Raw genomic sequence first — 25,386 nt, 5'->3', positions numbered from 1 at the left:
TTCCTAGGGTTTTTTATTTTATAATGATTTTAAATTCATTCAAAAGGGACATCGCTTCAGGTAGTGAGAATATTCCCTTCTCTATCTTATTAGAAGATGGATTAATTATATAATTTTTAGCACCTTGAAAGTTTGCTTTTCGAAGGTCTGTATTAAGAAAGTTGGTTTTAATTAGGTCGCACTCCTTAAATGATGATCCCTGTAAGTCGGAGTTGAAAAAATCGCAGTCTGCAACAGTAGATTTAATAAATTTAATTCTTTTTAGGTTCATATCAGAAAAACTACACCCTTGAATTAAACAGCCCTGAAATTCGAAATCAACAACAAATTGATCACTTTTAGTAAAATCTAGGGATAGCAACTTACAATCTTTAAAAACTACGCCTCTAAAACCTGTATGTTGAATATTGGTTATACTAAAGTTACATTCGTAAAATTCACAATCTTCAAAGGTTGTTTCAAATAGGTCTGTTTGGGTAAAGTTACAGCTTTTAAAAGTAGTGTTTGTTATTAACTTGCTTAGTAGTTTTTTCTCTGATAAGTCTATGGACTCTATTTCTTCATTCTCAATAGAGTCTCTGCCAAAAAGTTTTTCCATATATGGACTATAACTTAAAGCTTTAAAAATAAGCAATAAGAGTTTATAATTATTAAATGAAGTATAACTCATCAAAGGACTATACCAAACCCAATCTCTATATTTTAGCTTTTATTATGATTTTCAGCACTCTCTTTGTTGTTTCTACAACAATTGTTGTATTATATACCCAGTCGATTAATGAGTATAAAGAGAGGTTAAATGAGATTGTCTCTATACAGGTAGGTCTGCTGGATTCAAATGCGGAGTATCTGCTTAATACTAAAAACTATAGTTATAATGAACTTGAAAAGAGCTTGTATCTTCACCTTGATGGTTTCTTAAATAATTTAAATGAGTTAGATAATAGGTTTGAGTACTTCTATATAAAAAAAACAAATGATGATATAGAGTTCCTTTTCCCAAAAATAACAGGAGTTAGACGTCTCTTTAAAAAGAATATAATTGATAAAAAGAGTAAGTATGGGGTCTTTAACAGCATCGACTCCAGTGGAAAAAAGATTTTAGCTGCCTATGGATATATGAATCTCTTAGATATAGGTGTTGTTGTTAGTATTCAAATCCATGAGATTAATAGACCTTTTTATAGGGTCTCTATTATTATCTCTCTCTTAACTATATTTTTAGTAACTCTTTCAGTTCTTTTTTATATCAGAATAAGATATCGGTTTTTAAACTCTTTAGGTATTGAAAAGAAGAATTTATTAAAGGCTAATAAAAAACTTAAGTATGAAATTTTAGAGCATCATGAGACAGAGGATGAACTAAAGGAGAGTAGGGCTAAATTAAGAAAACTTATAAAGTTATCTCCTATTCCAATGTTAATATCCAACTCTGATAAGGAGATTGAGTTTTATAATTATAAATTTATAGAGACCTTTGGTTACTCAAAGGAGGACTTCTCTAATGGTATCAAGTTATGGAATGCAATATTTCCTGATAAAGCTTATAGGTTAAAAGCACTTAGGGCTTGGTTAAAGATTGGTAGTGACTCAAACTCTGTAGAAACCTGGAACATTACAGGTAAATTTGGAAATATCCGGGAGTGTGAAGTTTTTGTTGTTATTACAAATAACACAACCTTTATTGTATTTAATGATGTAACTAAAGAGAATAAATTAAAAAGAGATCTTGTTAAAGCTAAAGAACATGCCGAGTTCTTAAGTGAAACAAAGAGTGATTTTCTATCCACAATAAGCCATGAAATTAGAACCCCTATCAATGGAGTTTTAGGAATGGCTGACCTTCTATCTGGTTCTGATATTAATGAGGAGCAGGAGAAGTATATTCACTCAATAAAAGTTAGTGGAAACATTCTATTGGAACTAATTAATGACTTACTAGATATCTCTAAAATCGAAGCAAATATGCTTGTTTTTGAGTCCTTTGATTTTAATTTAAAAACACTATTGGAAAATTTTATTGAGATTCAGAGTTATAAAACTGAGGGAAAAGATTTAGAGCTTAAATTAGACCTACATCCAAATATTCCTCAGTTTTTACACGGAGACCCTGGACGAATAAGACAGGTACTACTAAATTTAGTGGGTAATGCTTTTAAGTTTACTAAGTCAGGAGAAATTATTGTCTCTGTAAAAAAAATAGAAGAGTCTGAAACAGAGGTTAGCCTTGAATTTTCTGTTACTGATACTGGCATAGGAATAGATAGAGGATCAATTGGTAAAATATTTGAGAAGTTTACCCAAGAAGATGCCTCTACCACAAGAAAATATGGGGGAACAGGACTAGGTTTAGCCATATCTAAAAAAATTGTGGAGGCTATGGGGGGTGAGATCCTTGTAGAATCAACTTTGGGAATAGGTTCAAAGTTCTCTGTGTTTTTATCTCTCTTAAAACAGGAAGATGTAAGATATATAGATAAAAAAGCTAATCTACTATTAAATAGTATTGCTACAATTGATATATTGATTTTTTGTGATGATGCTGAGAATTGTAAAAAGTTATCAGAAAAAATGAAGTACTGGAATGTTAATATAAATATTGCCAATAACGAGGAAAAACTTTTAAAAAAACTCTATGAGTGTAAAAAAAGTAAACATCCTATAAAAATCCTTTTTATTGATATTGATAACTCTAAATGGGACAGATTGTGTGGGTCTATTAAAACTGATCCACGAATTAAAGATACAAAAATTGCAATTTTGACAAAGTTTGGTATAAGGGGAGATGTAAAGCACTTATCAGAAATAGGGATCTCCGCATATCTTACTAAACCTGTAAAAAAAGCGGACCTACACGATAGTCTCCTTGCATTAATTAATCAAAAAGAAAAAGAAAATCAGGTAATAACTAAACATAGTATTCGAGAGATGTTATGGGATAATATTGTAATATTAGTTGTAGATGATAATAGAATAAATCAGAAGGTTGCAACAGGAATTTTAGAGAAGAATGGATTTATTGTTGATGTTGTAAATAGTGGAAAAGAAGCCATTGAATATCTTTCTGAGAGGAAATATCATATAGTTTTAATGGATTGTAATATGCCGGTTCTAGATGGTTTTGAAACAACAAAAATTATTAGATCAAAAGAGTCTGGGGTTTTAGATCATAGTGTTCCAATAGTTGCTATGACAGCAAACAGTTCAAAGAGTGATAGGGAAAAATGTTTAAGGTTTGGAATGAGTGGTTTTATATCTAAACCAATTGAACCTGAAGGCCTAATTGAGATTATTAATAGGAATTTAAGTTGAGAATTTTACATACATCAGACTGGCATCTTGGTCGGTCACTATATGGAAAGCAGAGGTTAGAGGAGTTTTCCTCCTTTTTAGATTGGCTTTTAGGAGTAATAATCGACCGAAAAATTGAGTTACTGTTAGTCTCTGGAGATATTTTTGATACTACAACACCAGGTAATAGGGCTCAAGAGTTATATTATCAATTTTTACATAGAGTTAAAGATAGTGATTGTCGAAATATTATAATAACAGCAGGTAATCATGACTCTCCATCTTTTTTAAGTGCACCTAAGGATATATTAAAATTTATGAATATCCATATAGTACCATGTGTTGAAAATATAGAGGATGAGGTAATTGTTTTATACGATAAAGATGGTAGCCAGGAGTTAATTATATGTGCTGTTCCATATCTAAGGGATAGGGATATCCGAAGTGTTGATACAGGTGAGAATTTAGATGATAAAAATAAGAAACTTGTAATGGCAATAAAAGATCACTACTTAGAAGTCTCAAACTACGCCCTTAGTTTAAAAGAGGGAAATACTCCTATTATCGCTATGGGTCACCTGTTTACTGCTGGGGGTAAAACCTTAGATGGGGATGGTGTAAGGGAGTTATATGTCGGCTCTTTATCCCACACAGGAAGTGATATTTTTCCTAGTTTTTTAGACTATGTAGCCCTAGGGCATCTACATGTGCCACAAAAAGTAAACGGTTTAAACCATATTAGATATTGCGGCTCCCCACTTCCAATGGGTTTTGGGGAAGCAACGCAGGATAAGATTTTAATACAGGTGGACCTTAACGGAGAGGGGATTAAAATTGATGAAATTAAAATTCCTAAATTTCAGGAGTTAATTAGGCTAAGTGGTAATAAAGATTTCATCTTAGATAGTATAAAAAAGCTAAAAGATAGGGAGAGCCACGCTTGGTTAGAAATTGAGTATAAGGGGAGCGCCTTTGTTGGGAATCTTCAGGATGAGATTCTTGAGCTAATTAGTGACAGCTTTTTAGAAGTCAGAATAATAAAAAACAGTTCACTAATTAGAAGGGTTCTAGATAGTTCCCAAACCTTAGAAGAGTTAGAGGAGTTAACTACTGAGGATGTTTTTGAGAAGTGTTTAGATGTTTATGAAGTAAGTAAAGATGAAAAACCACTTCTTAGGAAACTGTATAAAAGGGTTTTAGCAGAGGTTTATGAAGAGGATACAAATATATGAAAATCCTAAACCTACGCTTTAAAAACCTTAACTCCCTATACGGAGAGTGGGAGATTGATTTTAATCATGAAGAGTATATTACAAATGGGATTTTTGCCATTACCGGAGAGACTGGAGCTGGTAAATCCACTGTTCTAGATGCAATTTGTCTTGCTCTTTACGGGGCCACTCCAAGGTTAGGACTAATTAGTAAAAGTAGTAACGAGATAATGTCTAGGAAGACGGGGGAGTGTTTTTCTGAAGTTACATTTAAGGTAAATGATGGTATATATACCTGTTTTTGGGGGCAACATCGGGCTAGAAAAAGTCCCAATGGGCGACTAGCAGATGCAAAACATGAGATTTCAGACTTTAATACAAAGGATGTATTAGCTAATAAAAAAAGAGATGTATTAGACCTTGTTATATTAAAAAGTGGAATGGATTTAGAGAGGTTTACTAGGTCTATACTGTTAGCTCAGGGTAGTTTTTCAGCCTTTCTAAAGGCTACAGCAGATGAGAGAGCACCTATTTTAGAGCAGATAACAGGAACTGAGATCTATAGTGATATCTCAGAAAAAGTTCATGAGATAAATAGGCTTGAAGTTGAAAAACACTCTATTTTAGTAGCTGAGAGTGGGGGCATTAGCCTACTTTCAAAGGAAGAGGAAGATTCTCTTATATTAAACCTAGAACAATATGAGGCTAGGCAGTTCCAATTAAAAAAAGAACTAGAGGAGAAAAAATCCTTAATAACGTGGTTAAACAGAATTTTGGAGTTACAAAAGGATCTAGAGGTTATTGAAATAGATTATAAATCTATTCTAAGTAGAAGTGAACTTTTTGAACCTAAAAGAGAGTTTTTACAAAGGGTAAAAAAGGCCGCAGAAATTGAATCATCCTACGCTTTATACTCAAGTCTATTAAACGAGCAAAAAAATAGTAAAGAAACATTAGAGGGTATAAAAAATCAGCTACCTAAAATTGAAGAAGAGTCAAATAGATATAACAGCTTTTTAGAAGAGTTAGAACTAAAAATAAAAGATGCAAAAGAGGTTTTGTCTAAAAAGCTGCCAATATTAAATAACGTACGAAGATTAGACTACGATATAAAACAGCGTAGCGAGTTGTATGCTGATAAAAAGAGGGAGATTGAAACACTAGAGAAGGTTTTAATTCAGCTTGATAAAAAACTCAATGAAAAAATAGAAGAAGAGAGTTCTATTAAGAAAGAGTATCTAGAGGTTGAATCCTATATAAAGCGTTGTGAAAATGATAAGGAGTTAACTAACCAGTTAAACAGGATTGATTCAATCTTAGATCAGTGTAAAAAGTTAGAAGATAAGATCTATTTTAAAAGTATTGAGAGGGATAAGTTTTTATCCAAAAGTGAAGAATTTAAAAATAGTAAATTAAATAAAGATAGAGAGTTAGGTAAACAAAATGATATTTCAAGTAGAATATTTACAGATTTAGAACAGGCTCGGGAGGATTTAGATGGACTCCTAGGGGGTAAACTTTTAAGGGAGTATAGAAGGGATTTAAACAGTCTAATAAGGGAGAAGAGCTTATTAGAAAAGATAACATCACTGGAAGATGAACGGGAAAAACTCTTAGATAATAGCCCCTGTCCTCTTTGTGGTTCTTTAGATCACCCTTATAAAAAAGACTCCTACGGTAGTGTTGATGAGACTGCAAAAGAGATTGAAGGATTAGAGAATTTTATTTTTTCTGTAGAAGATAAAGAGAACACTATAAAAGAGCTAGAAAGTAAGCTTTCTAATAGTAAAGAGTTTGTTAGTAATATTGAGAAAGAGATAATTAAGGTTGTTTCTGATATAGATGAGTCTAATAATAACTATAAAAGAGTAACAAAAGAGATCCTAGAGTTAAATAGTGAACTAGAAAGCAATAAAGAAAGTATTGAAGGTGTATTAAAAGAGTTTGGTTCTAACTCTATTAATAGCCTAAAAGAACGATCTCGGTTGTGGGATGTAAATAATTTAAAATCGCAAAATTTCAGATTATCTATAAAAGAAATAGAAGGTTCTATTTTAAGGACAAGGGAGAGTCTCTCTGAGAATAAGTTGGATTTAGAAAAAAAATTAAACTTATTTAAGGAGTCTCAAACTATTTTAGAGGGTTTGAAGGTTGAAAGGTATGGTCTACTTAAAGATGAAAATCCTGATGAAATGGAAGAAAATCTTCGATCTAACCTAGAAGATTTAGACAAAAAAATAGAATCTTTAAGAGTTCAAAATGAGGATCTTAAAAAAGAGTATGTTCAAGAGAAGACAAAGCTAAAAACGTTAAGTTTAGATATTGAACGTAGAGAACTGAAAATTAGTGAGATATTTTCTAATTTTGAAAAGAGATATAAAGAACTTGGTTTTATAGATGTGGATGACTTTCTAAAATACAGAATTGATAGTAACCAAAGATCCAAGCTTATTGAAATGGAGAGAGAGTTAGATACTGCCCTTACCAATATTCAGTCCAAAAAAGAAGATAGAATTGCCCAGTTAGAGGGAGAGTTAGAAAAAAAACTAACAAATGAGAGCCCTGCTGAAATTAAAGAGAGCATTTCTCTTTTAGACCTAGAGATAAATAGTTTAGGGGAAGATATAGGAGGCATTAAGCAGAAGCTTGATTATAATAGTAGCTCAAAAGAGAGGTTTAAGACCAAGGAAAAAGAGATTAGTGCTCAGAAACTAGAGTGTGAAAATTGGAAAAAAATACACGATTTAATCGGTTCTGCAGATGGAAAAAAGTTTCGAAATTTTGCCCAGGGTTTAACCTTTGAAAGGGTGATAAAGTTTGCAAATAGAGAACTTTTTAAACTAAGTGATAGGTATTTATTAATTAGAGATATGGAAAACCCTTTAGAGCTGAATGTTATAGACAACTATCAGGCAGGGGAGATCCGTTCAACAAAAAATCTATCAGGAGGGGAGAGCTTTATTATTAGTTTAGCCTTAGCCTTAGGTCTTTCTGGAATGGCTAGTAATAAGGTTAGAGTAGACTCTTTATTTTTAGATGAAGGCTTTGGAACTTTAGATGAAAATGCCTTGGATTCTGCCTTAGAAACCCTCTCAAGTCTACACCAAGATGGTAAGGTTATAGGAGTTATATCCCATGTGCCAGCATTAAAACAGAGGATCTTAACCCAGATAAATATAAGGAAAAACAGTGGTGGCCGGGGAACTTTAAGCGGACCGGGTTGCAAACATATTTAAATAATTTATAATACATTTATGAAGATAAAAAAATTGCAATTGTAAAATGTGAAGTAGAAAGTGTTTTAATGTGTGTAAAACACTTTATTGGAAAAGTAGACTTTATATTAATTGGAGATATAAATAAAACCAGGGAGTTAGCTAAATCTTTAGATGTCGATCTAGAGGGTCTTACTCTTGTTAATATATTAGAAGAGAGAAAGGCTAGTGAGTACGCCTCAGAGTTAGCCTCAAAGGGAGAGGTTGACATATTAATGAAGGGTCTTGTTCAAACTGGAACCTTTATGAAGTCTATTTTAAGAAAGGATAGAGACCTTCTATATGAAAATGGAGGAGTTATTAGTCTTATCTCCAGATTTATCTTACCTAAATACCATAAACCCATATATCTAACCGATTGTGGTATAAATATCGAGCCAGATCTTAAACAGAAAGAGAGTATATTAAGAAATGCTATTAGAGTTGTTAAATCCCTAGGTGTTGAAAAGCCAAAGGTCGCCTGTGTATGTCCTATTGAGTTTGTTAACCCGAGAATAAAAAGCACAGTGGATGGGGAAGCTCTAAGCAAGATGGATATTGATGGAGCAATTATTGAGGGGCCAATATCCTTCGATGTCTCCCTATCAAAACATGCTGCAGAAGTAAAAGGATTCAATTCTAGTGTTGCAGGGGACGCAGATATTCTTCTTTTAATAATATAGATTCGGGAAATGTTGTATATAAATCCTTGAGTCTATTTGGTGATGCTTCTATCTGTGGTATTGTCTCTGGGCTAAAAATTCCTGTGATTTTAACTTCTAGGGCCGATGAAACACAGGTTAAAATAGACTCTATACAGCTGGCCCTAGATATGTTTTAAAGGGATGATTCTAAAATATTCATCATCTGGGTCTCGGTAAGGGAAACAGTATTTCCCTTCATCGAGCTTGAGTTTTTAGATAGATCTACAATCTCTTTTAAATCACTCTTTTTTATTCCAAAATGGCTAAGAGTTGGAATCTCTAGCTTTTTGTTTAAATCATATAGAAATTTCGGTAAATCTCTTATTGTTAGGTTTTTATCACTACTAATTAGTTTTGCCAATTGGTTATACTTGTTTATATCCTCTTCTAATCCAAGACTCTCTATGGCCTCTATATTAACTTTTATTGTATTGGGTAGAAGAATTGCACATATAAGGCCATGGGGTATTTCGAACATTCCACCTATAGGGCCTGCAAAACCGTGAACAGCTCCAAGCTTAGCGTTTGCAAGGGCTAAACCTCCCATAAGACTTACATATGCCATCTCCTCCCTAAGTTTTATATCACTAGGTTTCTCTTTTAAACCAACTAAGGCATCTACCGCCCTAGGTATGGCATCTCTGCATAGACTATCTGTAAAAGGGTTAGATAAACTAGATATAAAGGGTTCTATTACCTGGGTTAAAGCGTCCATTCCAGTATAAGTTGTAGTAGTAGATGGAAGAGTTAACATTAGTTTTGGATCAATTAAAACAGTCTTGGGAATCATCTCTGGACTTCGCATACTGACCTTTCTTTTATGTTGTATGGATTTAAGGACAGAGTTTTTTGTAACTTCTGCCCCTGTTCCTGAAGTTGTAGGAACTATAATTGTTGGTATAGAGGGTTCTGTTAATTTTTCCCCCTTTCCAATAACCTCTAGGTAGTCTAAAATCTCTCCAGGGTTTAATAACATAATACCTACAGCCTTAGCTACATCAATTACGCTTCCTCCTCCAATACCTAAAACTAGGTTTGAGAGGTTTGTTTTAGCCAATGTTACAGCTCTGTCTACGTCTTCTATTAATGGCTCGTTTTTAACACAGTAGATCGAGTAGTCTATTCCATTACTTTTTAAAGTCTCAAAAATATAATCAAACCTATTGGAGGCCCCTTTTATTATTATTATATTTTCACTTTTAGGTTTAATAATATTTACTAGTTCATCTATCTTCCCTGAACCAAATATTATCTCCGATGGTGCTTGAAAATTAAAGGTCATAGTTTGTATCCTTGGTAAATATGGAGCTATATTTTATACTACTTCTAGGCTGAGCCATCATAGGTTCAACCTTATCTCTCCATGTTTTGTAATGGTCAGTCTCTTTATGGGCAGCTGGGGCATCCTGGGAGTTGTAAACTTCAACTAACATAAAGTTTTGTGGGTTATCTAACTCTTGAATAATATCAAACCTTATTATACCCTCTTCTAAATTACTTTTTGATGCATTTAATATGGTTGCTTCTATAAAATCCTCTATGTAATTCTCTTTTACAACAACTTTTACATTTACGGTTAACATAATTTTCTCCTTATAGATAAATCATAGTTTAATAGATCAAATTAGAAAAGGAATGATTCGTGGAAGATAAAAAACATTTAATTAAGGGGCATGTCCCTTTATTATGGTTGGGTTATTCTTGTTGCAAAGTCAGGCTCATAATTTATAGTTAAATATTTAGATTAGGTTTGACTTTTATTAGAAGTTGGTTAAAACCAGCCTAGAGTTTCATTTTATATATACAAAAGAAATAAATCTTTATATATCTGACTATATAACATATATGGAGATCTATTTTGAAAATAAAAACTAAGCTTTTTGTATCTATTGGTGGCTCGTTAATAATCTTGTTGGCATTATCCTTTGAGATTTTAATGCTGTTGACCTCAAATACAATTACATTGAAACTAAATGATCAGTTGAAAAACCAGGTTGGAAATGTTACTAACCAGGTTTCCGATTTAATAACTACATCTGCCCGTTCCTACTTAAGAGCTATTGGAGAGAAGTCTAACTCCATATCTAATGAGTATTATTCTCAATTTGAACGAGGAGAAATAAGTTTTGATCAAGCTTATAGTAGGTCTTTGAAATCTGTATCCCAGTTTAAATTTCTTGGATCAGGAATTGTTTTTATTACAGATGAAAAGGGTATAATTATCTCCCACCCAAATCCTAAAAGGGAGGGGACCATCGCTCCAATGCAGGCTTGGATTCAAAGACTAAAACCAGATGAGTCCACATATAAGTTTTATGAGTTCCAAAGTAAAAATAAGTTGGTATTTCGGGTGTATAACCCAAACTTTAAATATAACATCTGTGTAGATGCTAATACTTTGGAATTTCTAGAGGCCGTAGACCTAGAAGAGCTTAATAAAACTATAAATGGAGTTAAAATTGGTTTAACTGGTTACCCTATTATCATGTCTAAAGAAGGGGTGATAATAACAAACCCAAATAAAGAGCTTATTAACACAGTTGCTGATGATAATTTTACTAGAGTTTTAAGTAAAGATAGTGGTTTTTATAAGTTTGTAGGAAGTGATGGTTCGACCAAATTTGTATCTTTTAGGCTAGAAAAAAATTCAAACCTATATATCTGTCTATACGGTTCTGTATCAGAGTTTTATGATACTGTGGATATAATTAAAAGAAGTGTTTATTGGCTAGGGTTAATTGTTTTAATTATATTAGGAGTCTTAATATTTGTTGTTTTATCTACAATAACAATACCTATAAAAACATTTACAAATAATCTAGATGATGTTGTCCATGGTCAGGGGGATCTAACAAAAAGGATCAAACTTACAAGTAGGGATGAGATTGGTCTTATGGTAAAACTATTTAATTCATTTTTAAATACGATACAAGATATTATAATTGAAATTAAAAGTAGTGTTCAGGCATCAATTAATATTAGAAGCCATATTGTTTATAGAATAAATGAGACCTTTGCCGCAGTTAAAAAGATCTTAGTAAATATTGTGAGTATAAAGAACCAGGCTAAACAGTTAGATAGTAAGGTTTTAAGATCAGCAGAGGCAGCTAAAGAGATAAATAGAAGTATTCATGACTTAAATAAGTCAATATTTGATCAAAAGTCTATAATTAATACAGCAACTTCAGGTGTTACTTCTATGATTGAGTCATTTAAGGATATTGAGTTGTTTATTGGAGAATCAAAGGACAACATTTTAAGAATAATATCCCATGTTAGTGATGATAAATCTATAAAATATTTAGAGGAGAGTATTAAACTTTTTGACCGAATAAAAAAGCAGACACATACTCTGAACTCAGAAGGTCAGGATATTATTTTAAAAGTTGAACAGCTTAAGATATCCTCTGATAATATAGCTGAAAAGTCTTATGGAATAAAGAAGGAAGCGGATAGCGTTGAAAATATAATGGATGACTCAAAAAATATTGCTAATTATGTTGTTGAATCAATGGATATTATAACTGGGATGGCTAAAAAGATATCTAACTCAATGGAGAGACTAGAACGAAATACTATAGACCTAGAGGAGAGTGGGGAGAGTTTAAGAAAAAGTGTAAATAGGTTTAAAACATAGGATATTTATTTGCGAATAGATCATTTTTAACTTACCATTATATTATATTAAAAAGTGAGAATATAATGGATTTGAATCAGTTAATAAAGGATGTTCATCATAACTCTATAGTATGGGGGAAGTTTGACTGCCCTAACTGTAAAACTGATGAGCCAAAAATGGATTGTGAACTGTGTCATGGTACTGGAGAGTATTGTGATATAAATAGCAACTTAGAGAACATCTATTCTAAGCTTTTTTCTGTACTAAAATTCTATAAAGAGAGTCGTTTTGCCAGGCTTGAAAATTTAAACTACGATACAGATCTAAATTATATTAATTTTCAAGAGACCTTTAGCCAGAATTTAAATAATACATTTGAATCTGAATTAGTAGAGTTGTTATTTTTATCCTTTGATCTTATTGGATACATTGTTGATACAGATCCCCATATAATTAATTTTATGGAGGATGAAAGTTCAGCCCTCGGAATAGAGGAGGAGTTAACATATTTTGCCATAAGACTAGAAGATATAATTAGGGATAAGATAGACCGAGATACTATTTTTGAAGAGCTACTGTTAACTATAAAAAGAATATTTTATATATGTAAAATTGAGGGTATTGGGATTAAAACATATATAAGACTCTCCCTTTTATATAGTAGCAGAAGTATTGGATGGTAGTATGAGGTTATTTGGGATCATTCTATACTCTTTCCTTGTTTTACTATGTAGCTTTAGCGATCAAGTCGTTAAAGATATTGACTGGGAGAATAATACTGTAAAAATTAATAAGGATTTAGAGTTTTTCTGGGATAGATATCTCTCTGTTGGGGAAGAGCCACCAAAAGTTAGTGCTATTGTTGATATACCCTTTGATTGGAGTAAGAACTCTCTATACTCTGTCTGGGGGAAAGGAACATTTAGAACAAAAATTTATCTAGATAGTGGTATAAATGGTTTAGCAATTAAGATGCCATACAATTTAGACTCATATAAACTCTATATTAATGGGGAGTTATTAATAAGTAACTACTATGGAGGGGATGAGAGAAGATACAGTACTAAGGTTGTAAAAATTCCTAACACACCTATTTTAGATATAATTTTACAGGTAGCTAATACCCATGATAATCATGGTGGTTTAGCCTCTCCCCCTGTTATTGGATTAGAGTCGGTTCTATTAAGGGATCTTAATAGAGGTATAATTTTTGATGCATTTCTATTTGGGGCTCTAATTTTAACAGGCCTTTTATACTGTAGTTTCTATTTTAGTAAAAGGGATGAGAAGTCGTCTCTCTTTTTTGGCCTTTTTGCTATTGTTTTAGGGATTAGAACAACTCTATATGGGGAACATACCCTCTTAATGATTATTCCAAATCTTTCGTTGGAGTTAGAAGCAACCCTTGGCCACTTAACATACTACTTCGCCGTACCTCTATTTATGACTTTTATAGCTGTAAACTTTCCATTTAGAAGGTCAAAGGTGGTCCTTTTTTCTGTATATTTTGTTAGTGGAGTATACTCGATTTTTGCAATAATATTTCCCCATAAAATTTTAATTGAGTTACTTCTCTATTATCAAATATTTACATTAATTTTCGCCGCTATAGCTACCTTTATACTGGTTAGACGAGCTTTACAGGGGAATTTCAAGGCTATAGCCACCCTTTTAGGTTTCTCTGTCTTACTGGTTACAACAATTAACGATATTTTATTAGCCCAGGAAGTTATTAATACGATACATTTAACACCATCGGGAATGATGTTTTTTATAATTACTCAGGGAGTCCTCTTGTCCCAGAATTTAGCAAAAACCCTTCATAGGTCTGAAAGGCTTTCAGAGAAACTTACCGCATTAAATAAATCCTTTAAACGTTTTGTGCCAGAAGAGTTTCTAAATATATTGGATAAACCTGAAGTTATAGATATAAGGTTAGGGGATCATGTTCAGTTAAATATGACAATTATGTTTTTAGATATACGGGATTTTACATCCCTGTCGGAAAGAATGACTCCAAGGGAAAACTTTCTATTTATAAACTCTTTTTTAGAGAGGATAGGCCCGGTTATTAGAACCAACGGTGGCTTTATAGATAAGTATATGGGGGATGGAATAATGTCCCTATTCCCATCCGGTGCTGATACAGCAGTAAAAGCAGCAATGGATATATTTAAAACCTTAGATATTTATAACTCTCATAGAAGTAAATCTGGTTATGAGGGGATAAAATTAGGAATTGGGATAAATACAGGCTCATTAATGCTTGGAACCATTGGGGAGAATGAGAGAATGGATGGAACTGTAATATCTGACGCTGTTAATATCTGTTCAAGGATTGAGTCTATTACAAAGGAGTACGGTTTAAATATTGCAATTAGTGAGGATACTTATTCCAATATATTTATGAAAAAAGGTCTTTTTATTCGTTATATAGGAAAGATTAACCTAAAGGGAAAAAAGAAACCTGTAGCCGTTTATGAACTCTTTAACATGGATAACGATAAAAGTATAAGGTCAAAAATAGAGTTTAGGGAGGAGTTTGAAGAGGGTGTAGAACTATTTCAAAAAGAAAAATATAATGAAGCTAAGGGTATGTTCTCTAAAATATTAGAGAGATGCCCAGATGACTTCCCATGTATAAGTTATCTACATAAGATTGAGGAGAATATATATATTCCTAGAGAAACTATTAAGGATTAATCCTGTATTATTGGCACTCTATCTGGGGCAATGATTTTTGTGGTTCTAGATGTGGCTCTTGGATAACTCTTTATATTTATAGTTATTTACTTTAAAATAACTTAATAGAGAGGATTAAAATGAGAGATGGCTTAACACTACCTTTAGTTGTAGAAAATAGAGATGGGGATATCCTTTTTGCCCTATTAATTAACGAAAAAGGATACAGGAAAAGTATAGAGAACAACGAGCTGTGGATTATAAACCCAGATACAGGCAGACTTCTCCCCTACGATGGAGAGGGTGTATATATCTCAATTGAAGGTCATGGTACTTGGTATAGCGCTGTACTTGATCTAGATAAGAACAGTGATAACAAAGAGAGTCAGGCTGATAAAATAGAAGTAGAATCACCTGAAATTTTAACCCATCTATACAATGTAATACATCAGAGAAAGATAGATATGCCTGAGGGCTCATATACAACCCACCTTTTTGAGAAGGGTTTGGAAAAAATTAAAAAAAAGACAGGGGAAGAGGCTATTGAACTGATATTAGCCGAAGAGCGTGAAGAGATAATTTATGAGTCCGCTGATCTTATATATCATATGATGGTTCTTTTAGAGGAGCATGGAATCAATATAGAAGAGGTTCTAGCTGAACTTAAAAGAAGAGAGGGCTAATGTTAAAAATTAACTACCTAGAAAAGGTTAAAAAAGGGATTACTCTCTTTGATGGAGCTATGGGTACAATGTTGTACGATAAGGGTGTATTTATAAATAGATCCTTTGAAGAAGTTAACATTACTAACCCTAAAATGGTCTCTAAAATATACAAAGAGTATGTAGAGGCTGGAGCCCAGGTTCTAACTACTAATACATATACCGCAAACCGAATAAATCTAGGTGGTTATAACTTAGCAGATAGAGTTGAAGATATAATTAAAAGTGGTGTTCTTTTAGCAAAAGAGGCTGCAGGGGATGAGCTATATGTTGCGGGCTCTATTGGACGAGCCCCTAATGGAACTTCATATAAAGAGGAGATAGAAGCTTTAACTGAACAGGTAAAACTACTAATAGATTGTGGTGTTGATATAATTCTTTTTGAATCCTTTTCAGATATAGACTTACTACTTGAACTTTGTGAAATAACTAAAAAGTATAAAAATATTCCTGTACAGGCACAGTTTACCCTTCCTCCTGTGGCTCCAAGTGAGTATATAAAACTAGGACGTTTATACGCCCAGAGATTAGATAGATCAAAGTTTACTGATGTTATTGGTATAAACTGTACCATGGGTCCAGCAGAGATGTTGGAGATTTTACAGGATACAATTAATTTTATACATAAACCATTTTCGATTATTCCCAATGCAGGTCACCCTAAAGTTGTAGATGGTAGACAGTTATATCTCTCTACACCAGAGTATTTTGCAGAATATGCAAAAAGATTTTTAGATGGAGGAGCATCTGTTACAGGTGGCTGTTGTGGCACTACTCCCCAACATATTAAAAAGATGGCCGATGCAGTATTAAGTTTAGACCGAGGCTATCAGCATATTGAGTTAGCTCAGGTTGAAGATGGAGTAGAGTTTAAAACTCCACTACCCCTAGAAAAAAGGAGCTCTTTAGGGCGAGCTTTAAAAGAGGGAAAATGGATTGAAACTGTAGAGTTAGTTTCCCCAATGGGATCTGATATTAGTGGCTTTATGAGTAGGGTAAAACTCTTAGATCAGGCAGGGGTAAAGTATATTAATATTCCTGATGGTCCTAGAGCTTCATCTAGAATGTCCGCATTTGGGACAGCGCTTCATATTAAACAGAGTTCTAACATTGAACCTATACTCCATGTTTGTGGTAGGGATAAAAATCTTATTGCAATGCAGGCTGATTTCCTTGGGGCTGAGTCATTTGGGTTAAGGGATATGTTATTAGTTACAGGAGATCCACCAAAGGTTGGTAAGTATCCTGATGTAACAGGTGTATTTGATGTAGACTCAATTGGTATGTTGGATATGACAAAGAGATTAAACTCAAATGTTGATATAGGGGGAGCATCCTTAACTTCTGGAACAGCATTTGTAAGTGGTGCAGGTATAAACCCTGTAGCTCCTTTTATTGACAGAGAGATCGAACGAGCCTTCCAAAAGGCTGAAGCTGGAGCAGAGTTTTTTATCTCTCAGCCGGTCTATGATATAGATCTTTTATCAAAATTTATAGATAGAATTAAGGGAACAGGGGTTCCTGTAATTATTGGAGTTTGGCCTCTAGCTTCCTATCGAAATGCTCTCTTTTTACAAAATGAAGTTCCTGGTGTTGAGATCCCTAAAGAGATTATGACTAGAATGGAGAAACATAGTGATAAAGAGTCTGCAAGACGGGATGGAGTTCTAATTGCTAGGGAGATTGTCGCTTCACTAAAGGAAAAAATCCAGGGTGTTCAGGTTAGTCCTCCATTTGGTAATATAAATACAGCATTAGAAGTTTTATCAAAGGATATAAAATATTAGATTATAAATAAAAAAGTAGTATAATTAAAATATGAAGAGGTTATTTGTACTTTTATTATTTTGTATTATTTTTCTTAATTCAATTTTAGCAGTAGATAGCCTAGTAATATCCACAGGATCAAAGGATGTATTAAACTTTAAAATATCTACTGCAATTTTAAAGGAAGCCTACTCTATTTTAGGGTTAGATCTATCTATAACTAATACATCTTTACCTAGATCTATTCAACTATCTAGTTCCGGTAATACAGATGGAGAGTTGTGTAGGGCAACTGTTATAGAGGCTCTTTATCCCACATTAATTCGTGTCGATGTACCACTTCTTGAAGTAAATACAGTTGCATTTTATCTTTTAGATAGTATAAATATTAATAGTTGGGACTCTTTAAAGCCTTATAGAATTGCATATGAGAGGGGTATTAAGGTTACCCAAGAGAGTGTTGTTGGCATGAATGTTGTTGCCACAGATGACCTTGATCTAGCTTTTAAACTATTAAAGTATGGGCGAGTAGATGTGGTAATATCCGGTTATTATAACGGTTTAGACAATTTAAAAGGCTCAGATCTTATGGATAAAATTAAAACTTCTACTCCCCTAAACAAGGTAACCCTATACCACTATCTAAATATTAAACATAAGGATTTAATACCAAAATTAGAGGAAGCTTTAAATAGTATAGATATAGAAGGGATAATAAAAGCTGTTTTGGCTTTAAATTAGGGTTGTAACTAAAAATATAGTATAGATTATTTATATTTTACTATCTAAAATAAAGTGATGAGAACTCTTATTCTTTTAATCCTCTCTGTGTCTAGTATCTCCCTCTTTTCCAATACTCTTTTATCTTTAGATAAGTTTGAATATGAAAAACGTATGGATTTTTTTAATGTACCAAATGTTAGTATAGGTATAATTAAGGATAAGAAGATTTTAAAGTTACAAAGTTATGGCCCGGGAGAAGTAGATGTTTATCAGGTTTCAGGCTTTAGTAAACCTATTGTCTCAGTTGCAGTTTTTAAATTAATAGAAGAGGGGTTACTGGATCTTGATACAGATGTAAATGAGTATTTAGATGACTGGAAAATTAGTGTAGATGCTGTAACAAGATATAGAAAAGTCACCCTTAGGACTCTTCTCTCCCATACTTCGGGAATCCATGAATCACAACCCATGGGTTTTAATAAAGAGTTCCCAACCCTTGATGAGTTATTAAATAAAATACATATTAGATACTACCCTGGCTTAAAAAGGCGATACTCTTGGAGTGGTTTTACAATAATACAAAAAGTTATTGAAGATATCACAGGGGAATCCTTTGTAAACTATATGGAACGTGAAATCCTATCCCCCCTTGGCATGAGTAATAGCTCCTATAAAGTCCCAAATATTAAAGTTTTAGGCCATGATCTCTTTGGAAAAGAGATCGATAGCGGTTATAAATATTACCCTGAACTTGCAGCCCTAGGTCTGTGGTCTACAGCGGAAGATATTTCTAAGTTTATAATTGAAATTGAAAAAATACTAACCAGTGATTATGAGGGCATACTTAGTAAAGCTAGTATTGAGAATATGTTAAGCTACCAAAAAGGTGGTTGGGGATTAGGGATTTCCCTTAAATTTATTGGTGAGGATTTAATCTTTAGGCATACAGGTTTTAGCAGTGGTTATATAAGTTATTTTATTGCCAGACCCTACAGGGGAGATGGTTTAGTTATTCTTACAAACTCTGATAATGCATGGAAGTTAATTATGGAAATTTTACACTCAATAGAGAGTTACAAAAAGTGGGGAATCTAATGAATAATAAAGAGTTTTTTCTTGAAGGGTTACAGGAAGATGGAAGGGTATGGATAACTAAGATAGACAAATACCCATTTATTCTAGGTAGGGGCAAGAGTTCCAATCTTGTTCTCTCAAACTCCTCTGTTAGTAGAAAACATGCAGAAATTATTTTAATAAAAGATGAAATTTTTATTTGTGATAGTCAAAGCACTAATGGAACCCTTTTAAATGGACGGTTAATAAAAGATAAAACCCGGTTACATGATAAAGATGTAATTAATATTTGTAACTTTGAATTTAGGGTAAAAAGCAGGGAAGATATTGATCTAAATGATCAAACTATTATTACTGGACACAACTCCCCCATAAACTCCTTTAGTTCTAAATATAAACTAACCCCTAGGGAAGAGGAGCTTTTATCCTACCTTGTTAAAGGTATATCTACAAAGGAGATAGCCTCAATAATGTTTATTAGCCCTGGAACAGCAAAAAATCATATTTTAAAACTATTAAAAAAGACAGATACCCACTCTAGATTAGAGTTGATCACTAAATATAATAATAATTAGCTTTTTTTCTAAAAAAAATTTGACAAACAATTTGTAACATTCTATGATTTACTTACTAGACCGACCGTCGGTCTAGTAAGTAAGGAGATTGTATGGATAGTGTGGGAACAAAGAGTGGAATAATAAATATTGCTAGAAAGCTCTTTTATTCAAAGGGTTTTAGTAAAACCTCAATTCAAAATATTATTAATGAAGCAGATATCGCAAAGGGAACATTTTATCACTATTTTAAGTCTAAGGATGACCTACTTAATCAGATGACTGAGAGGGATGTAGAGGCCTTATACAATTTAATATATAAAATCCTTGATTTAGATATAGATGCAATAAAAAAATTAAATATGGTTTTTCAAACAGCATCAACATGGAAGAGTGAAAATATACAGATGATGAAGGTTTTAGTAAAAAAGATTTTATCAGACTCTAATTTAGCCCTAAGATACACAATGTTACGCCAGTCTATAAAACAGCTAACTCCTATATACCAAAGAATTATATTACAGGGAAATAATGAGGGCTTATTTAATGTTACTGATACAGATTACACAGCTAACTTTATTTTAGCCAGTTTTATAAATAATGGGGAGGAGATGTATAAGTTTTTAACAGCCCCCAAATTTACAGAGGATATAATATTGGAATTTAAAAAATATATACATAACTACGAAGTTACAATGGAACGACTTTTAGGAGCAGAGGAAGGAACTATACACCTTATAGATAGTGTGGTTCTAGAAAAGTTATTAAAAGGTTTATTGGAGGCCTAAAAATGATAAAGATTAGAAATTTAGTGAAGGATTATCAATCTGGAGAGACCGTTGTTAAGGCACTTAGGGATATCTCTGTTGATATAAATTCTGGAGAGTTTACAGCGATTGCTGGTCCATCTGGTTCTGGTAAAACAACTATGCTTAATATTATCGGTTGTATTGATAGCCTAGATTCTGGAACAGTAACCATTGGGGAACAAGAGGTTTCTACTATGGCAAAGATTGAGAAATCATTTTTTAGAAGGGAAAATCTAGGGTTTATTTTCCAATCCTATAATCTTATTCCTGTTCTAACAGCCTATGAGAATGTAGCCTTTCCCTTAAATTTATTAGGATTACTCGAAAAAGAGATAAAACCTAGGGTGATGAAAATGTTAAAAGAGGTAGGACTTGAGGGAATGGAACATAGAGTCCCATCCCAATTATCTGGAGGACAGCAACAGAGGGTCTCTATTGCAAGGGCTTTAATTAAAAACCCACAACTAGTTTTAGCAGATGAACCAACAGCTAATTTAGACTCTAATACAGGGCGAGATATTTTAGATCTAATGTTAAAGATGAATAAAATACACAAAACAACCTTTATATTTTCAACCCATGATCAGATGGTTATGGATTGTGCCAAGAGATTACTCTATTTACATGACGGAGAAGTGATTAAAGATGAAAGGAGGGAGTAATGTTTTTACTAAAATTATCCTTTAAAAATTTAACAAGGCATAAGAGAAGAACAATAATTACATCCCTTGCTTTAGCCTTTGGTTTAATGATGTTTATATTAATGGATTCTCTTTTAATAGGAGCCTTAGAACAGTCAAATATCGCTTTAATGGATGCGGAAACAGGGCATGGAAAAGTTTTAACCGATGAGGCCTTTAAAGATATGAAGTTTATGCCCCTAAGTAACAGAGTTGAAGATCCAGATGGGGTAATATTAACACTGGAATCCCTAGGGGCTAAAGCTACAAAACGAGTAGTTATAAACGGAGAGATGATCTATACAGATGACTACTTTCCAAAATCTGGTTCAGCCCCAATTATGTTAACAGCGGTGGATTTAGAGACTGATAACAATGTATTTAATATTTTTAAGGATAAGTACCTTGTTGATGGCCGTTTTATGGAAAAAGGTTCAGATGAAGTTGTAATAGGATCATGGCTAGCAGAAGATGTTGGGGCAAAGGTTGGCTCATTTTTTACACTAGCAGTTATGACAGCCTCCGATGGGGATAATAGTGGTTATTATCAGACTATTGATGTGGAAGTTGTTGGAATTATTAAAGTGGAGAGTCCTATGGTAAATAGGCGGGTTGTATATTTCCCCCTAGATATGGCTGATTTTTATCTGGATTTAAAGGGATCTGTTACAGAAGTAGCTCTATTAATGCCCTTTGGAGATAATTTAAAATCCTTTGATAAAAAAGTTGAACCTAAGCTACCTACAGATTTAAGTTTTTATACCTGGAGGGAGATAGGTGCAGATTATCTAGCTTTAACAGAAGCTAAGAGTGGAGGTAGCTCTATAATCATCTTTTTAGTAATAATAATCGCCATGGTTGGTATTACTAATACAATGTTAATGACAATAAATGAGAGGCAAAAAGAGCTAGGGATGATGAGGGCTCTAGGTATGACAGACCGAAATATTAGAAGGTCTTTTATATTTGAAGCTGCAGGAATTGGTTTAATCGGATCTTTTTTAGGTGTTCTTATGGGCTGTTTAGCAAATATTCCAATGGTTAATGTAGGTTTAGACTACTCATCATTTTTAAGGGACACAGATATGGGTTATAGAATAAGTACTTACATCTATGGAGTATGGAATCCTAGTGTTATTTTTATTGCTTTTATTTTAGGCATTATTATACCTGTTGTTGTTGCAATTTATCCAACAAAGAGATCCATTAGAAAGAGTATTCCAGACTGTATAAATGGAAGATAGGAGGATGTATGAAGTTACGAAATATTGCAATTAGAAACTTAAAAAGAAATTCAAAGAGGTCAATACTCTCTATAACCGCAACAGCAATAGCTACCTTTGCCATCTCTTTTATGTTTTCGTTTATTGCTGGTTTAGCCAATGATATGCGTAATGTCTCTTTTAACTATAGTACAGGAGAGATCTTAGTTAGAAATATAGAGTTTGATGAGAAGTCCTTCTCTTTAGACCGGGCAGTTGATAACTACAAAAGTGTATTAGAGGTTCTTAGGAGAAACTATCCATCCTTTGAATTTTCACCAAGAATAAAGTTCCCATCAACTGTTTTTGATAAGGAAGATTATGATAAGAGTTACATAAGCTCAGGTGTTGCTGTTAACTTTGAAACAGAGGAGAAATACCTAGGATTAAAGGATAAAATAATAGAGGGGAAGATGCCCTCTGGTCCTAGGGAGGTTATTATGGGCCATGGCCTAGCCTCTGAATTAAACTTAAAGGTTGGAGATAAATTTACACCTATAACAACAACTAGAAGGGGGGCTTCAACTGGTATTACCTTTATAATTACTGCCCTTGGAAGATTCGCCGATTCCGGCTTTTCTAATAAGACATTTATAGTCTCCCTGGAGGATCTACCAAAGATGTTAAAAATGGAAGGCTCTGTTTCAGATATATTAATAAAGGGGATTGGGGATAAAAACTTAGAGTCTAAGGTGAACGAGATTTCTTCCTTATTAAAAGATAGTGGTTTTAATAGTATAAAGGGCTACTCATGGAAGGATGTGGGAGTTGGGTACTCATTTCTTCAAATGGCGGACTATGCATACACGATAATTGGAATATTTTTCTTCTTTTTAGCTAGTACAGTTATTGCCAATACAATGTTAATGGTTGTATTTGAGAGAAGAAAGGAGATCGGTACAATTACTGCAATGGGTATGACAAGTAGAGAAGTTATTAGACTCTTTTTTATAGAGGCACTATACCTAGGTGTTATAGGAGCAGGAGCAGGTGTTATTTTAAGTATAATTGTTGTTATTCCCCTACACAGGATTGGATTAGATCTATCTGGATTGACTGCAGGAATAGAGATGGGAGCATCATTTAACATATTCCCAGAAGTAACCATAAAATCCACACTTTTAGTATTCTTTTACTCTACATTTGTAGCCGCCTTTGTTTCATTTTTTCCATCCAGGGGGGCTTCTAAAGTCGACCCAGTTGTAGCATTAAGATCAGAATAAGGAGAAGTTATGAGAAAGTTAGTTTTAATTAAAATGCTATTGTTAAGCCTTGGGGTATTTGCCCAAAATGCTGATGATATAGTTAGAAAAGTTGATGAAAATAGTACCTTCGATACATATAAGGCCAAGGGTAAGGTTGTTATTGAGGGAAAATATGGAAAGAGAACTAGTGAGTTTATTGCCTACGCAAAGGGTGCAGATGATAGTTTAATTGAGTTTGTATCTGGAGAGGAAGAGGGCCAGAAGATTTTTAAAACAGCTGACGACCTCTATATTAAGTACCCCTATGCAGAGGAGATTCAGAGACTATCTAGAAGGAAAACCCTTGGTGCTGTCTCCTATGATGAGATGTCTGGGGAGAGAAATACCTTAAAAAACTACAAAGCTAAGCTTTTAGGTGATGAGGTCTTTGAGGGTAATGATGTATATAAAATTGAGTTAATTGCAAAAACTTCTAAGGTTTCCCACTATAAACAGGAGCTCTTTGTAGATAAAGATACATTTTTAGTTTGGAAGGTTTTGTACTACTCTAAATCTGGTAAATTAACAAAGGAGATGGTTACATTAACTGTAAAAGAGGTTGGTGGTAACTTTATTGGAACCCACTTGTTAATTACAGACAGACTTAAAAAGAATAACTCAACTGAAAGTTTTATTAATGAGGTGGAGATAGATATAGATATTAGTGACGATTATTTTAGTTTGGATGAGTTAGCATGGTAAAAAAGGTCTTATTTGTTTTAATTTTTACAACAGTTTTTACTCTATTTAGTGAAGTTGATATAGATGCTTCCCTAAATGGAGTTCTAGGAGTAACTAGAGATAATAGTGGAGATTTTACATCTTCTAGTTTAGCTAGTGGGTCTCTTACAATAAAATCTACTAATAGTAGTGATGTAAAGTCCCAATTAACCCTAGATTTTTTATCTTATAGAAGTGTAGGAACTCTTAGTATTAGTAAGGCGTGGATTAAGTTTCGATTTCCACTTTTTAGGGTAACACTAGGGAAAAATAGAATTACATGGGGTGAAGGTGCTGCATTTAATGCAGGGGATGTCATTTTTGATGACTATATTGATCCAATAAAACAAAACCTAGAAGAGGTAGACTTAACTGCAGATGAGTTAAGAAGTGTTAATAGAACCTTAGCCCAGGTAATCTTTCCCTTAGGTAGATTTACATACACTGAACTGATATATCTTCCCTATGATTTTTTATCTACGGATGATCTATCCGTTATAGCAACTGGCGCTACTCCAGTAGAGAAAGGTTTTGAATCACACTCCTATGGAGGACGATTTGTAACAAGACTTGGTGGGATTAAGCTTGAGACAGGGTATATTTATAATGGGGATAGGGGGGTACATAAACCTTATATTAGTATTAATGGAACCTCTGGAGTGGATTATCACCTCTCTTCTTCAATTAATATCCAGAATGGGAATAGTGATTTTGACCTATGGAAGGAGAGTTTAAAAATATCTTCAGGGGCATTTTATATATTTGATTTTGAAGATGATAAAACCCTAACCCTTAGATTAGAATCCCAAATAAAACCCTTTGGTGACTGGGAGCTTGATGCCCTAGAGTTATATCCTGAGTTATCATTAGTTCCAAATGATGAGATATCTCTATTTTTAAGAGGAATAATCAACCCTTTAGATTTTACTTTAAAGAGCACATTTGGGCTTAATTGGAAAACATACCAGGGATTCTCTATAGGTTCTTTTATATCCTCCAATATTACTAGTAATAATTATATGGATACAAAACTAACAGTTTCAGTTACCCATAAGTTTTAAAAGAATAGA

The 25,386-nt window shown here is 33.3% G+C and carries 22 protein-coding genes and 1 pseudogene; 20 read left to right on the top strand and 3 right to left on the bottom strand.

Translation table 11 applies throughout. The annotated features are described in order from the left end of the window. Positions 1 to 13: 13 nt before the first annotated feature. Positions 14 to 598: a pentapeptide repeat-containing protein gene (locus EW093_RS08015; RefSeq protein WP_187759883.1), complete on the bottom strand. Its 585-nt coding sequence runs from the start codon at positions 596 to 598 to the stop codon at positions 14 to 16. 56 nt (positions 599 to 654) lie between these two features. On the opposite strand from EW093_RS08015, the pseudogene EW093_RS08010 reads away from it, so the two are divergent. The 6 genes and pseudogenes from EW093_RS08010 to EW093_RS17950 all read left to right on the top strand — a co-directional run. Further along, positions 655 to 2,388, top strand: a pseudogene (locus EW093_RS08010) (PAS domain-containing sensor histidine kinase); the annotation flags it as partial. A 183-nt stretch (positions 2,389 to 2,571) separates the two neighbouring features. Then, the gene (locus EW093_RS18080; protein WP_425473401.1) at positions 2,572 to 3,312 is read left to right on the top strand and encodes a response regulator; all 741 of its coding nucleotides are present in this window, start codon (positions 2,572 to 2,574) and stop codon (positions 3,310 to 3,312) included. After that, positions 3,309 to 4,523 carry an exonuclease SbcCD subunit D C-terminal domain-containing protein gene (locus EW093_RS08005; RefSeq protein WP_149567893.1) on the top strand — a complete coding sequence of 405 codons (1,215 nt, stop codon included), beginning with the start codon at positions 3,309 to 3,311 and terminating at the stop codon, positions 4,521 to 4,523. The genes EW093_RS18080 and EW093_RS08005 overlap by 4 nt, the downstream gene beginning before the upstream one ends. Then, complete coding sequence (locus EW093_RS08000; protein ID WP_149567892.1) at positions 4,520 to 7,738, top strand: AAA family ATPase; 3,219 nt, start codon at positions 4,520 to 4,522, stop codon at positions 7,736 to 7,738. Before EW093_RS08005 ends, EW093_RS08000 begins: the two co-directional genes overlap by 4 nt. A 68-nt stretch (positions 7,739 to 7,806) precedes the next feature. After that, on the top strand, positions 7,807 to 8,439 hold the full coding sequence (locus EW093_RS17955; protein WP_149567891.1) for a phosphate acyltransferase: 633 nt from the start codon (positions 7,807 to 7,809) through the stop codon (positions 8,437 to 8,439). Between the two features lie 26 nt (positions 8,440 to 8,465). After that, the gene (locus tag EW093_RS17950; RefSeq protein WP_187759882.1) at positions 8,466 to 8,597 is read left to right on the top strand and encodes a hypothetical protein; all 132 of its coding nucleotides are present in this window, start codon (positions 8,466 to 8,468) and stop codon (positions 8,595 to 8,597) included. Here EW093_RS17950 and EW093_RS07985 read toward each other — a convergent pair. Further along, complete coding sequence (locus EW093_RS07985; RefSeq protein WP_149567889.1) at positions 8,594 to 9,742, bottom strand: iron-containing alcohol dehydrogenase; 1,149 nt, start codon at positions 9,740 to 9,742, stop codon at positions 8,594 to 8,596. The genes EW093_RS17950 and EW093_RS07985 overlap by 4 nt on opposite strands. After that, on the bottom strand, positions 9,732 to 10,043 hold the full coding sequence (locus EW093_RS07980) for a putative quinol monooxygenase (RefSeq protein WP_149567888.1): 312 nt from the start codon (positions 10,041 to 10,043) through the stop codon (positions 9,732 to 9,734). The genes EW093_RS07985 and EW093_RS07980 overlap by 11 nt, the downstream gene beginning before the upstream one ends. Before the next feature lie 275 nt (positions 10,044 to 10,318). Between EW093_RS07980 and EW093_RS07975 the strand changes: the two genes are divergently transcribed. The 14 genes from EW093_RS07975 to EW093_RS07910 all read left to right on the top strand — a co-directional run bounded on the left by EW093_RS07975 (position 10,319) and on the right by EW093_RS07910 (position 25,377). Further along, positions 10,319 to 12,097: a cache domain-containing protein gene (locus EW093_RS07975; protein ID WP_149567887.1), complete on the top strand. Its 1,779-nt coding sequence runs from the start codon at positions 10,319 to 10,321 to the stop codon at positions 12,095 to 12,097. Positions 12,098 to 12,168: 71 nt separating this feature from the next. Next, complete coding sequence (locus EW093_RS07970; RefSeq protein ID WP_149567886.1) at positions 12,169 to 12,762, top strand: hypothetical protein; 594 nt, start codon at positions 12,169 to 12,171, stop codon at positions 12,760 to 12,762. 1 nt (position 12,763) lies between these two features. Continuing rightward, on the top strand, positions 12,764 to 14,782 hold the full coding sequence (locus EW093_RS07965) for an adenylate/guanylate cyclase domain-containing protein (RefSeq protein ID WP_149567885.1): 2,019 nt from the start codon (positions 12,764 to 12,766) through the stop codon (positions 14,780 to 14,782). Positions 14,783 to 14,901: 119 nt separating this feature from the next. Further along, a complete protein-coding gene (gene hisE / locus EW093_RS07960; RefSeq protein ID WP_149567884.1) occupies positions 14,902 to 15,444 on the top strand; it encodes a phosphoribosyl-ATP diphosphatase in 543 nt (180 codons plus the stop codon). Further along, positions 15,444 to 17,270: a bifunctional homocysteine S-methyltransferase/methylenetetrahydrofolate reductase gene (locus tag EW093_RS07955; protein WP_149567883.1), complete on the top strand. Its 1,827-nt coding sequence runs from the start codon at positions 15,444 to 15,446 to the stop codon at positions 17,268 to 17,270. The genes hisE and EW093_RS07955 overlap by 1 nt, the downstream gene beginning before the upstream one ends. Before the next feature lie 31 nt (positions 17,271 to 17,301). After that, complete coding sequence (locus EW093_RS07950; RefSeq protein ID WP_149567882.1) at positions 17,302 to 17,991, top strand: substrate-binding periplasmic protein; 690 nt, start codon at positions 17,302 to 17,304, stop codon at positions 17,989 to 17,991. Positions 17,992 to 18,048: 57 nt separating this feature from the next. After that, positions 18,049 to 19,068: a serine hydrolase domain-containing protein gene (locus EW093_RS07945; RefSeq protein ID WP_149567881.1), complete on the top strand. Its 1,020-nt coding sequence runs from the start codon at positions 18,049 to 18,051 to the stop codon at positions 19,066 to 19,068. Next, complete coding sequence (locus tag EW093_RS07940; protein WP_187759881.1) at positions 19,068 to 19,622, top strand: FHA domain-containing protein; 555 nt, start codon at positions 19,068 to 19,070, stop codon at positions 19,620 to 19,622. Before EW093_RS07945 ends, EW093_RS07940 begins: the two co-directional genes overlap by 1 nt. Positions 19,623 to 19,714: 92 nt before the next feature. Then, the gene (locus tag EW093_RS07935; protein ID WP_149567879.1) at positions 19,715 to 20,389 is read left to right on the top strand and encodes a TetR/AcrR family transcriptional regulator; all 675 of its coding nucleotides are present in this window, start codon (positions 19,715 to 19,717) and stop codon (positions 20,387 to 20,389) included. A 2-nt stretch (positions 20,390 to 20,391) separates the two neighbouring features. Then, positions 20,392 to 21,072, top strand: a complete 681-nt coding sequence (locus tag EW093_RS07930) for an ABC transporter ATP-binding protein (RefSeq protein ID WP_149567878.1) — start codon at positions 20,392 to 20,394, stop codon at positions 21,070 to 21,072. Continuing rightward, entirely contained in the window at positions 21,072 to 22,334 is a 1,263-nt protein-coding gene (locus tag EW093_RS07925; RefSeq protein WP_149567877.1) for an ABC transporter permease, read from the top strand. The genes EW093_RS07930 and EW093_RS07925 overlap by 1 nt, the downstream gene beginning before the upstream one ends. An 8-nt stretch (positions 22,335 to 22,342) precedes the next feature. Then, a complete protein-coding gene (locus EW093_RS07920) occupies positions 22,343 to 23,575 on the top strand; it encodes an ABC transporter permease (protein WP_149567876.1) in 1,233 nt (410 codons plus the stop codon). 9 nt (positions 23,576 to 23,584) lie between these two features. After that, positions 23,585 to 24,298 carry an outer membrane lipoprotein-sorting protein gene (locus EW093_RS07915; RefSeq protein ID WP_149567875.1) on the top strand — a complete coding sequence of 238 codons (714 nt, stop codon included), beginning with the start codon at positions 23,585 to 23,587 and terminating at the stop codon, positions 24,296 to 24,298. Then, complete coding sequence (locus EW093_RS07910) at positions 24,292 to 25,377, top strand: hypothetical protein (protein ID WP_149567874.1); 1,086 nt, start codon at positions 24,292 to 24,294, stop codon at positions 25,375 to 25,377. The genes EW093_RS07915 and EW093_RS07910 overlap by 7 nt, the downstream gene beginning before the upstream one ends. The last annotated feature ends 9 nt before the right edge of the window (positions 25,378 to 25,386 follow it).

Source organism: Thiospirochaeta perfilievii (assembly GCF_008329945.1).
Classification (GTDB): Bacteria; Spirochaetota; Spirochaetia; order DSM-2461; family DSM-2461; genus Thiospirochaeta; species Thiospirochaeta perfilievii.
Note: the sequence above shows the minus strand (reverse complement) of the source record. Positions and strands in the feature narration are given on the sequence as shown.

Excerpts from the sequence above, each read along its gene's own strand:
- EW093_RS08015 (WP_187759883.1), bottom strand. The coding sequence starts at position 598 with ATGGAAAAACTTTTTGGCAGAGACTCTATTGAGAATGAAGAAATAGAG.
- EW093_RS18080 (WP_425473401.1), top strand. The coding sequence starts at position 2,572 with ATGAAGTACTGGAATGTTAATATAAATATTGCCAATAACGAGGAAAAA.
- EW093_RS08000 (WP_149567892.1), top strand. The coding sequence starts at position 4,520 with ATGAAAATCCTAAACCTACGCTTTAAAAACCTTAACTCCCTATACGGA.
- EW093_RS17955 (WP_149567891.1), top strand. The coding sequence starts at position 7,807 with ATGTGTGTAAAACACTTTATTGGAAAAGTAGACTTTATATTAATTGGA.
- EW093_RS07985 (WP_149567889.1), bottom strand. The coding sequence starts at position 9,742 with ATGACCTTTAATTTTCAAGCACCATCGGAGATAATATTTGGTTCAGGG.
- EW093_RS07980 (WP_149567888.1), bottom strand. The coding sequence starts at position 10,043 with ATGTTAACCGTAAATGTAAAAGTTGTTGTAAAAGAGAATTACATAGAG.
- EW093_RS07965 (WP_149567885.1), top strand. The coding sequence starts at position 12,764 with ATGAGGTTATTTGGGATCATTCTATACTCTTTCCTTGTTTTACTATGT.
- hisE (WP_149567884.1), top strand. The coding sequence starts at position 14,902 with ATGAGAGATGGCTTAACACTACCTTTAGTTGTAGAAAATAGAGATGGG.
- EW093_RS07955 (WP_149567883.1), top strand. The coding sequence starts at position 15,444 with ATGTTAAAAATTAACTACCTAGAAAAGGTTAAAAAAGGGATTACTCTC.
- EW093_RS07950 (WP_149567882.1), top strand. The coding sequence starts at position 17,302 with ATGAAGAGGTTATTTGTACTTTTATTATTTTGTATTATTTTTCTTAAT.
- EW093_RS07945 (WP_149567881.1), top strand. The coding sequence starts at position 18,049 with ATGAGAACTCTTATTCTTTTAATCCTCTCTGTGTCTAGTATCTCCCTC.
- EW093_RS07940 (WP_187759881.1), top strand. The coding sequence starts at position 19,068 with ATGAATAATAAAGAGTTTTTTCTTGAAGGGTTACAGGAAGATGGAAGG.
- EW093_RS07935 (WP_149567879.1), top strand. The coding sequence starts at position 19,715 with ATGGATAGTGTGGGAACAAAGAGTGGAATAATAAATATTGCTAGAAAG.
- EW093_RS07930 (WP_149567878.1), top strand. The coding sequence starts at position 20,392 with ATGATAAAGATTAGAAATTTAGTGAAGGATTATCAATCTGGAGAGACC.
- EW093_RS07925 (WP_149567877.1), top strand. The coding sequence starts at position 21,072 with ATGTTTTTACTAAAATTATCCTTTAAAAATTTAACAAGGCATAAGAGA.
- EW093_RS07920 (WP_149567876.1), top strand. The coding sequence starts at position 22,343 with ATGAAGTTACGAAATATTGCAATTAGAAACTTAAAAAGAAATTCAAAG.
- EW093_RS07915 (WP_149567875.1), top strand. The coding sequence starts at position 23,585 with ATGAGAAAGTTAGTTTTAATTAAAATGCTATTGTTAAGCCTTGGGGTA.
- EW093_RS07910 (WP_149567874.1), top strand. The coding sequence starts at position 24,292 with ATGGTAAAAAAGGTCTTATTTGTTTTAATTTTTACAACAGTTTTTACT.